This is a genomic window from Bradyrhizobium sp. LB8.2 (genome assembly GCF_040548035.1).
Classification (GTDB): domain Bacteria; phylum Pseudomonadota; class Alphaproteobacteria; order Rhizobiales; family Xanthobacteraceae; genus Bradyrhizobium.
Genome location: NZ_JBEPQV010000068.1, coordinates 1 through 9688 on the forward strand (window position 1 = coordinate 1; position 9688 = coordinate 9688).

Annotated in this window: 8 protein-coding genes; 5 read left to right on the forward strand and 3 right to left on the reverse strand. The window is 64.3% G+C overall.

Translation table 11 applies throughout. The features are described 5' to 3' along the window. Positions 1-219 precede the first annotated feature (219 nt). Both ABIB06_RS38605 and ABIB06_RS38610 read right to left on the reverse strand, forming a co-directional pair. Entirely contained in the window at positions 220-774 is a 555-nt protein-coding gene (locus ABIB06_RS38605; protein ID WP_211395226.1) for an ActR/PrrA/RegA family redox response regulator transcription factor, read from the reverse strand. Positions 775-877: 103 nt separating this feature from the next. Beyond that, positions 878-2188: an ActS/PrrB/RegB family redox-sensitive histidine kinase gene (locus tag ABIB06_RS38610; protein ID WP_354053378.1), complete on the reverse strand. Its 1311-nt coding sequence runs from the start codon at positions 2186-2188 to the stop codon at positions 878-880. Positions 2189-2295: 107 nt separating this feature from the next. Between ABIB06_RS38610 and ABIB06_RS38615 the strand changes: the two genes are divergently transcribed. The 4 genes from ABIB06_RS38615 (at position 2296) to ABIB06_RS38630 (ending at position 6422) form a co-directional block, all read left to right on the forward strand. Next, positions 2296-3099 carry an ABC transporter ATP-binding protein gene (locus ABIB06_RS38615; RefSeq protein ID WP_354053379.1) on the forward strand — a complete coding sequence of 268 codons (804 nt, stop codon included), beginning with the start codon at positions 2296-2298 and terminating at the stop codon, positions 3097-3099. After that, entirely contained in the window at positions 3096-3914 is an 819-nt protein-coding gene (locus ABIB06_RS38620) for an ABC transporter permease (protein WP_247351643.1), read from the forward strand. The genes ABIB06_RS38615 and ABIB06_RS38620 overlap by 4 nt, the downstream gene beginning before the upstream one ends. Before the next feature lie 122 nt (positions 3915-4036). Next, positions 4037-5365: a polyhydroxyalkanoate depolymerase gene (locus tag ABIB06_RS38625; protein ID WP_247351646.1), complete on the forward strand. Its 1329-nt coding sequence runs from the start codon at positions 4037-4039 to the stop codon at positions 5363-5365. 217 nt (positions 5366-5582) lie between these two features. Then, entirely contained in the window at positions 5583-6422 is an 840-nt protein-coding gene (locus tag ABIB06_RS38630; protein ID WP_354053380.1) for a M48 family metallopeptidase, read from the forward strand. 329 nt (positions 6423-6751) lie between these two features. Here the strand turns inward: ABIB06_RS38630 and ABIB06_RS38635 are convergent, their stop codons facing one another. Beyond that, positions 6752-8965 carry a transglycosylase domain-containing protein gene (locus ABIB06_RS38635; protein ID WP_354053381.1) on the reverse strand — a complete coding sequence of 738 codons (2214 nt, stop codon included), beginning with the start codon at positions 8963-8965 and terminating at the stop codon, positions 6752-6754. A gap of 168 nt (positions 8966-9133) precedes the next feature. Between ABIB06_RS38635 and ABIB06_RS38640 the strand changes: the two genes are divergently transcribed. After that, a complete protein-coding gene (locus ABIB06_RS38640; RefSeq protein WP_354053382.1) occupies positions 9134-9559 on the forward strand; it encodes a DUF1330 domain-containing protein in 426 nt (141 codons plus the stop codon). The last annotated feature ends 129 nt before the right edge of the window (positions 9560-9688 follow it).

The window sequence follows — 9688 nt, forward strand, 5'->3', positions numbered from 1 at the left end:
TTTGCTAAACCCGGGGGTGGGCTCGCGTGTGGTTTTGTTTTTTTTTGGGGGGGGGGGGCCCGCGGTCCCCGGGCGGGGCCCACCGGGGGGGGGGGCCCCCCCCCGCGCCGGGACCCAGAAGACAGGCGGGGCTTCTAGCTCTCTAAAAAGAATGAGGCCCCGGCTCAACAGCGCATCACTTCGTGCTGCGCTGCGTCCGGGGCACGGTAGCCGTGAGTATTATCGCGGCGCGCGCTTCGCTAGAATCCGCTGCAACGTGCGCCGGTGCATGTTCAGCCGCCGTGCCGTTTCCGAGACGTTGCGGTTGCACATCTCATAGATGCGCTGGATGTGTTCCCAGCGCACGCGGTCGGCGGACATCGGGTTCGCCGGCAATTCGGATTTGTCCGAGCCGGTCGACAGCAGCGCGGCGACGACATCGTCGGCATCCGCGGGCTTGGAGAGATAATCGATCGCGCCCATCTTCACCGCGGTCACGGCGGTGGCGATGTTGCCATAGCCGGTCAGCACGATTGCACGGGCGTCGGGGCGCTTCTTCTTGAGCGCCGAAACCACGTCGAGACCGTTGCCGTCGCCGAGCCGCAGATCCACCACGGCGAATGCGGGAGCCGCCTTGCCGATCTGCGCCAGACCGTCCGAGACAGTGTCGCATGACGTCACCGCAAACCCACGCGTTTCCATGGCGCGCGACAGCCGCTCCAAAAACGGCTTGTCGTCCTCCACGATGAGAAGCGAGCGGTCGGTCTGTTCGTTCAATTCGGCGATGGCGTTCAAGGTTTTGTCCTCTCTCCAGCGCGTCTACATATGGCGTCGCAATCGGGCGGTGCCAAGGCCGCCAATAGTCGACCGGCCCTGCTGTGCGACGCAAGGTCGCGGACTATCCTAATGTTTCTTCGAAGGTCTCGATAGCCTCAAAACGCTCTCTTGGCCACGTGATCTGGACCACTGCGCCATGGTCCGGAAAGGTTCGGTTGGTAAACGAGACCTTGGCGCCGGTGCGTTCGAGCAAGGTGCGTGCGATGAACACGCCCAATCCCAGCCCGCCGCCTTCATCCCGGGTGCGTCGCCGCGACAAATAAGGCTCGCCGATCCGTTTCAGGATGTCGGGCGGAATACCGGGGCCGTCGTCGGAGATCACGATCTCGATCATGTCGTTGTTCCACCACGCGTTGACCTCGACCGTGGTGCGGGCGAAATCGACCGCGTTCTCGACGATGTTGCCGACGCCGTAGAGGATCGCCGGATTGCGCGAACCGACCGGCTCGGCCACGATGGCGACGGCGATACGCACCTTGATATCGACGCCGAAATCGCGGTGCGGCGCCACCACCTCCTCGATCAGCTCCGACAGCTTCATGCGGTCGAACGGCGCGCCTTCGGCGGAGAGCTGGGTGATCTTGCTCAATATGTCGCGGCAACGCTGCGTCTGCTCGCGCAGGGTCTTCAGGTCGGCGGCAAAATTCGCATCCTTCACCGTCTTCTCCAGCTCGCGCGAGATCAGGAAGATCGTCGCGAGTGGCGTGCCGAGTTCGTGCGCTGCGGCCGCAGCCAGGCCGTCGAGCTGGGTCAGATGCTGCTCGCGCGTCAACACCAGCTCGGTGGCGGCCAGCGCGTCCGCAAGTTTCCGAGCCTCTTCGGTGACCTGGAACGAGTAGAGGCTGGTGACGCCGATCGCGAGCACGATCGAGAGCCAGACGCCGACGAGATAGATCGGCGGCAGCACCAGCGGATCGTCGGAATCCCAGGGCAGCGGCAGATGGAAGAAGACCAGGACCGAGGCGCAGGCGACAGCCAGTACGCCGAGGCCGAAGGTGAAGCGGGCCGGCAGCGCGGTGGCCGAGATCAGCACGGGCGCGAGGAACAGGAACGAGAACGGGTTCTGGAGTCCGCCGGTGAAGAATAACAGACCCGCCAGCTCCACGATGTTGAGCGCGAGCAGTCCGGCCGCCTGCATCGGCTCCAGCCGCTGCAGCGGATTGGACACGGTCTGGAGCGCCAGATTGAGCGCCGCCGACAGCGCGATGATACTGACGCAGGGGACGATCTCGACGTCGAATTCCAGCCCTTGCGCCACGATGAAAATCGCAGCGAGCTGGCCGAGCACCGCGAGCCAGCGCAGCCGCAGGATCGTGTCCAGGCGGATATGCCGCTGCGAGGGGCGGAAGTCGGAAGCGGCAATTTCACTCATGTCGGCCAATTTTGCGGTGCCTTCTCGATCACAAACGCAGAGCTCGCGGAACCACCCGGGATTACAAGCCTTGCGCTCTCCGCAGCAATAGCAGAAGAACGCCCAGCATGACCGAGAATGACAAGGCTTCAAGTCGGCCGACTGTCGCGGATCGCAGGTCATCCGCGGCCATCGCGGTCGATCACCTCGTCAAAGTCTACAAGCAGACCCGTGCCGTCGACGATATCTCGTTTTCGCTTCCGCGCGGCAGCATCACCGGCCTTCTGGGCGGCAACGGTGCCGGCAAGACCACGACCATCGCGACGATCATGGGCCTCGTGCTGCCGACCTCCGGCCGTGTGCAGGTGCTCGGGCATCGGATGCCGGAGGAGAGCGCTTCCGTGCTGGGGCGGATGAATTTCGAGAGCCCCTATGTCGACATGCCGATGCGGCTCACGGTGCGTCAGAATCTCACCGTGTTCGGCAAGCTCTATGCAGTGGAGAACCTGGCCGGTCGCATCGCTGAGCTTGCCGACGATCTCGATCTCACCGATTTCATCGACCGCGCCAACGGCAAGCTCTCCGCCGGGCAAAAGACCCGCGTCGCGCTCGCCAAGGCGCTGATCAACCATCCCGAGCTGCTGTTGCTGGACGAGCCAACCGCCTCGCTCGATCCTGACACGGCCGATTGGGTCCGGGGTCATCTGGAGCGCTATCGCAAGGCGAACAACGCCACCATCCTCCTGGCCTCGCACAACATGCTCGAGGTCGAGCGGCTCTGCGACCGCGTCATCATCATGAAGCGCGGCCGTATCGAGGACGATGATACGCCCGAAGCCATCATGGCCCGCTACAACCGCACCACGCTGGAAGAGGTGTTTCTGGACGTCGCGCGTGGCCGGGTGAACGGCGCGAAGGAGGCGGCGCGATGAGCGAGATTTCCCTCCATCGCGGCATCTCCATGCACCGCATCGGCGCGATGATCCTGCGCTATTGGTATCTCTTGATGTCGTCCTGGCCGCGGCTGCTCGAGCTGCTCTACTGGCCGGCGCTACAAGTGATCACCTGGGGCTTTCTTCAGCTCTACATCGCCCAGAATGCCAACTTCTTCGCGCGTGCCGGCGGCACGCTGATCGGCGCCGTCATCCTCTGGGACATCCTGTTTCGCGGGCAGCTCGGCTTTTCCATCTCGTTCCTGGAAGAGATGTGGGCCCGCAACCTCGGCAATCTCATGATGAGCCCGCTGAAGCCGATCGAGTTTCTGCTGTCGCTGATGATCATGAGCCTGATCCGGCTCGCGATCGGCGTCATCCCGATGACGCTGCTCGCGCTGTTCTTGTTCCACTTCAACGTTTATGCGCTCGGCGTGCCGCTGATCGCGTTCTTCTGCAACCTGATCTTCACGAGCTGGTCGGTCGGCATCTTCGTCTCTGGCCTGGTGCTGCGAAACGGCCTTGGCGCCGAGAGCATCGTCTGGACCTTGATGTTCGCGATCATGCCGCTCGCCTGCGTCTACTATCCCGTCAGCGTGCTGCCGGTCTGGCTGCAATATGTCGCCTGGGCGTTGCCGCCGACCTACGTGTTCGAAGGAATGCGCGCGCTGCTGATCGAAAACACCTTCAGGACCGATCTGATGTTGAGTGCGTTAGCCATCAACGTGGTGCTGCTGGTTGCATCTTTTGGGGCATTCCTTGCCCTTTTGCGCAGCGCCAGAAAGCAGGGTTCGCTGCTGTCGGGCGGCGAGTGACGTCACTTTATCGGTGGATTCAGCATGGTTTGGGCGCGTCGGCCACGTAGATGTACGGAACCATGCATTGACGCAATATTACGCATTCGGCAGTATGCTGCGATGCGAAGAGGAATATAGCGATGCCTATTGGTGAGTTTGGCGGCGCGCCGCCCTTGGCGGCCGAAGGCAGTCCGGTCCTGACGACGCCGATGTACTGGATGTACGAGATGGCGCAGGCCTCTCTCAATCCGGCGCGTGCGGTCACCGACGCGACCAAGCTGCTGTTTCAGAATCCCCTCAATCCATGGGCGCGCACCGAGGTCGGCAAGTCGGTTGCCGCGGCCTGCGAATTGTTCGAACGCACCACGCGCCGCTACGGCAAGCCGGAATGGGGTCTCGACGACACCGAGGTCAACGGCATCCGCGTCCCGGTCGAGGTCCGCCCGGTCTGGGAAAAGCCGTTCTGCCGCCTGCTCTACTTCGATCGCAAGTTCGCGCGTCCCTTGCGCAGCCCGCAGCCGCGCGTGCTGATCGTAGCGCCGATGTCCGGCCACTATGCGACGCTCTTGCGCGGGACGGTCGAGGCGTTCCTGCCGGCGCATGAGGTCTACATCACCGACTGGGCCGACGCCCGCATGGTGCCGCTCAGCGACGGCCGCTTCGATCTTGACGACTACATCGATTACGTCATCGAGATGCTGCATGTCCTCGGCGGCAACACGCATGTGCTGGCCGTGTGCCAGCCTTCCGTTCCCGTCGTCGCCGCCGTCTCGATCATGGAAGCGCGGCGCGATCCTTTCGTGCCGACGTCGATGACGCTGATGGGCGGCCCGATCGACACCCGCCGCAATCCGACCGGCGTGAACAATCTCGCCCAGGAGCGCGGCATCGACTGGTTCCGCAACACCGTCATTACCAAGGTGCCGTTCCCGCATCCGGGCATGATGCGCGACGTCTATCCGGGCTTCCTGCAGCTCAACGGCTTCATCAGCATGAACCTCGACCGGCACATGGACGCCCACAAGCGCCTGTTCGCCAATCTGGTGAAGGGCGACGGCGACCTCGTCGACAAGCATCGCGATTTCTACGACGAATATCTCGCGGTGATGGACCTCTCCGCCGAGTATTACCTGCAGACCGTCGATACCGTGTTCGTGAAGCACTCGCTGCCGAAAGGCGAGATGACCCATCGTGGAACACGCGTCGATCCCTCCAAGGTCACGCGCGTCGCGTTGATGACGGTCGAAGGTGAGAACGACGACATCTCCGGGATCGGTCAGACCGAAGCAACGCACACATTGTGCAGCTCGATCCCCGATGATCGCCGCGTTCATTACGTCCAGAAGGGCGTCGGACATTACGGCGTGTTCAACGGCTCGCGCTTCAAGTCGGAAATCGTGCCGCGCATCCATGACTTCATGGTGTCGGCGGCGAATCCGAGCTCGTTGCAGGCTCTCGCGGCCGAATAAACGCGTTTTTCGGCTTTCCCGTCGAAAATTCAGGCCCTGTCGGAGGTTCCGACGGGAGCAGGCAACCTCCAGATTCGCGGTATTCAGGTAGCTTTCTAGGAGTGAGTCCAACCTCACCCCTTGGGGGTGCCGCATGCGTCCAGCGGGGGCGAAAAAAGCCGGTTCCAACCCCAGTCTGTAGGGTCTCCCGGACGCCAGACCGCTGTATATTGGGCAAATGATTTGTTTTTGCGCCGAGCGCTTTCCCTGGCGGCGGTTATGGCAGAATCCGGGCGCCCTCCTGCCCCCCGGACTGACAGACATGGCCACTCGCGCACTCCTCTATCGGCGGCCCCACGAACCGAAGACCCTCCTGATCACCCATGGGTCGCAGTTTTTTGCGATTCGGCTGCGACGGCACCGCCGCGCGCGCCGTTACACGCTCAGAATTCATCCGAGCGATCGCGAAGCCATCCTCACCATGCCGCCGCGCGGCACGCTCGCCGAAGCGAAAGACTTTGCGCAGCGGCACGGCGCGTGGATCGCGGCACGTCTCGGCCGTTTGCCGAAGGCCGCGCCGTTCCAGCCTGGCACAGTGATACCGCTTCGGGGCGTGCCCCACCGCATCGTTCATCGCGCCGGCACGCGCGGTACGGTGTGGACTGAAGTGCGCGATAGCGGTGAACGCATCCTCTGCGTCGCCGGCGGCGCCGAGCATGCCGATCGCCGCGTCAGCGACTTCCTCAAGCGGGAGGCGCGCCGCGATCTTCAGCGCTCGTCGGAAGCCTATGCCGTCCAGCTTGGCGTCAAGGTGAAGCGGCTCTCGATCCGCGATCAATCGAGTCGCTGGGGTTCCTGCACCTCGGCCGGCTCGCTGTCGTTCTCCTGGCGCCTGATCCTGGCGCCGGCCTACGTGCTCGACTACCTCGCCGCCCACGAGGTCGCCCATCTCGTCGAGATGAACCACTCGGCGCGATTCTGGCGCGTCTGCGGAAAGGCTTGCCCGTCGATGGAGCGCGCCAAGAAGTGGCTCGATACGTACGGCAATGATCTGCATCGGTATGGGGTCGAGGATTAGGGCGCGCTGTCAGCGATACGGAAGCTGTCATCGCCCGGCCTCGACCGGGCGATCCAGTATTCCGAGACAGTTGTTATTGAATCGAGAAGCCGTGGCGCACTGGATTCCCCGCCTTCGCGGGGAATGACAGTTGAGAATGCGATGATCTCAGCGCGTTTTAAGCGACTCTCGCCCCACGCAGCGACGGCGCGCGCCGCGCGCTCGATTTTCCCCGCAGCATCAAAGCCTTCGCATCATCCACCGCCCATCGCGCCGGACATGGCCGGCTACTGTGCATGGGGTTGTTTTCGCCGTTTTTGTTTTGAGGTGACAAGGACCTCAGGCCGAAGCTACCGATTGCCGCCGAACAGTCGGTCCATCAGCCAGCCGTCGAGCCCTGCGGCTGCTTCCGGCCGCGCATTGGCGCGTGTGGGGGGCGGGCGATAGCTGCCGTTGCTGGCCTGTGCCGGTGCGGGCGCTGCCGCTGTTGGCGGCGACACCTGCGACGTCGCCTGCGCGAGGTTCGACAAGCCCCAGGTCGCTTGCGAATTCGGCAAGGCTGCCACCGGCACGCCCTCATGCGCCGTCTTCATGAAGCGCGACCAGACTTCCACCGGCAGGCCGCCGCCGGTCGCCTTCTTGGTCGGCGAGTTGTCGTCATTGCCCAGCCATACGCCGGTGACGAGGTTGGCGGTGTAGCCGATGAACCAGGCGTCGCGGTAATCCTGGCTGGTGCCGGTCTTGCCTGCTGCCGGCCAGCCCGGGATTTCTGCTTTCTTGGCGGTGCCGCTGATCAGCGTTTCCCGCATCATCGTGTTCATCATGCCGACATAGCGGGGGTCGATGACCTGACTGCGCTCGTCCGTCTGGCGCATGTAGAGCAGCTTGCCACCGAGCGTCCTGATCCGCGTGACGACATGCGGCGTCACCGCCAGGCCGCCGTTGGCAAAGGGCGCATAGGCCCCGACCAGCTCGACCACCGAGACCTCGGAGGTGCCGAGCGCGATCGAGGCGTTGGCCTCAAGTTTCGAGGAGATGCCGAGCCGGTGCGCGGTGCGCACCACGTTCTTCGGCCCGACCTCGAGGCCGAGGCGGATGGCGACCGTGTTGAGCGACATCGCGAGCGCCTGCGTCAACGTCACCGCGCCGAAATATTCATGGGTGTAGTTCTCAGGTCTCCAGCCCTTGACCTCGATCGGCGCGTCCTGGCGGACCGTATCAGGCGTCAGCCCCTGCTCGAGCGCTGTGAGGTACACGAACGGCTTAAACGAGGAGCCCGGCTGCCGCTTGGCGGTGACCGCGCGGTTGTACTGGCTTTCGGAATAGTTCCGCCCGCCGACCATGGCGCGCACCGCGCCGTCAGGCGTCATCGCCACCAGCGCGCCCTGGCTGACATTGAACTTCACGCTCTTGGCCGCGAGCTCGTCGATGATGGCGGCTTCGGCCACGCTCTGAAGCTTTGGGTCGATCGTGGTCTCGACCTTGATGCTCTCGTCGATCTGGCCGACCAGATCGTCCAGCACCTCGCCGATCCAGTCGGCGACGTAATTGATCGTGCCGGCGCCGACCGGCTTCACATTGTAGGAGGGATGGCCGATCGAAGCCTGCGCCTGCGCGTCGGTGATGAATTTTGCATCCGCCATCGCCGTGAGCACGATTTTCGCGCGCGCTTCCGCGCCCTCGGGATTGCGGTTCGGCGCCAGCCGCGACGGCGATTTGACGAGGCCTGCCAGCATCGCGGCTTCCGCGACGGTGACGTTCTTGGCCGACTTGCCGAAATATCGCTGCGCGGCGGCCTCGACGCCATAGGCGCCGGAACCGAAATAGACGCGGTTGAGATAGAGCTCCAAAATCTCGTTCTTGGAATGCTTGCGCTCCAGCCAGATTGCGAGCTCCGCTTCCTGCAGCTTGCGCTGCATGGTGCGCTCCTGGGTCAGGAACAGGTTTTTCGCCAGTTGCTGCGTCAGCGTCGAGCCGCCCTGCGACACGCCGCGATGCATGACGTTGGTGACGAGCGCGCGCAGGATGCCTACGGGATCAATGCCGAAATGCGAGTAGAAGCGGCGGTCCTCGATGGCGATGAACGCCTTGGGCAGATATTGCGGCAGATCCTTCAGCGAGACGTTGGCACCGGCCATCTCGCCGCGCTGCGCCAGCATGCTGCCGTCGATGCCGACGATCTGGATCGTCGGCGGCCGCTTGGGGATTTCCAGCGACTGGATCGGCGGCAGATGGGCGCCGACATAGATCACGACGCCGACCACGGCGATCGCGCCCCACAGGCCCAGCACCGCGCCCCAATAGACCAGGCGGCCGAGACCAGCGCCGATGCGCGACTTCGATCGCCGCTTGGCACTGCCGCGGCCGGCCGGGGCCTTCCGCTCGCGCGGCGACTCGTCGCCGGTATCGTCGCTCTTGCGCTTGGCGGATGATTTCGTTGATTTCTTCGGCTTGTCATCGCCGCCGGGGACGCGGTCCGCTGCGGTCAGGCGCAGGTCGGCGAGCGCCGCGGGCAAGCCGAACAACGGCTCCTTCCGCCCACCCTTTTTCTTTCCCAACCCCATACGCAAAACGCCCGGTCAGCCCGCCCCGCCGCACGCTAGCGGCCGCTGTTTAAGGCCCGGTTACCCGGACGTTAACGCGTGATTAGGAGGTGCGGCATTCGCTGGCCGCAGTTCCGCTGGTTGGGCGGCAGAGCTAGGATCGTCGGCTTGAAACAAGAGGGAGCTCAGATGGGCCACATCGATCCAACCAAGGAGATTTTCGCGCAATTCCGGGACAATGACCGCCCCGGCCCGATCCACATGCTGAACCTGGTGCGCTTGCGCAAAGAGGCGGCCTATCCGGATGCCCGCAAGGCGAGCGGCGCGGAAGCCTATGCGGCCTATGGCCGCGAAAGCGGCCCGGTGTTCGAGCGCCTCGGTGGCCGCATTATCTGGCAGGGCAAATTCGAACTGATGCTGATCGGCCCCGAGGCCGAGCGCTGGGACCATTGCTTCATCGCGGAGTATCCGAGCGTCTCAGCCTTCGTCGAGATGATCCGCGATCCCGTCTATCGCGAAGCGGTGAAGCACAGGCAGGCCGCGGTGGAGGATTCACGGCTCATTCGGCACGCGGTGCTGCCCGTGGGAAAGAACTTTGGCGAGATACCGACCTGAGTGGCGTGGGCGGACTGCCTTCCCCAGCGTGGGGGGGGGGGGGGGGGGGGGGGGGGGGGGGGGGGGGGGGGGGGGGGGGGGCGGGGGGGGGGGGGGGGGGGGTGGGGGGGGGGGGGGGGGGGGGGACAA

Bases quoted from the DNA above. Each gene is read 5' to 3' on its own strand.
- ABIB06_RS38610 (WP_354053378.1), bottom strand. From the start codon at position 2,188: ATGAGTGAAATTGCCGCTTCCGACTTCCGCCCCTCGCAGCGGCATATC.
- ABIB06_RS38615 (WP_354053379.1), top strand. From the start codon at position 2,296: ATGACCGAGAATGACAAGGCTTCAAGTCGGCCGACTGTCGCGGATCGC.
- ABIB06_RS38620 (WP_247351643.1), top strand. From the start codon at position 3,096: ATGAGCGAGATTTCCCTCCATCGCGGCATCTCCATGCACCGCATCGGC.
- ABIB06_RS38625 (WP_247351646.1), top strand. From the start codon at position 4,037: ATGCCTATTGGTGAGTTTGGCGGCGCGCCGCCCTTGGCGGCCGAAGGC.
- ABIB06_RS38630 (WP_354053380.1), top strand. From the start codon at position 5,583: ATGATTTGTTTTTGCGCCGAGCGCTTTCCCTGGCGGCGGTTATGGCAG.
- ABIB06_RS38635 (WP_354053381.1), bottom strand. From the start codon at position 8,965: ATGGGGTTGGGAAAGAAAAAGGGTGGGCGGAAGGAGCCGTTGTTCGGC.
- ABIB06_RS38640 (WP_354053382.1), top strand. From the start codon at position 9,134: ATGGGCCACATCGATCCAACCAAGGAGATTTTCGCGCAATTCCGGGAC.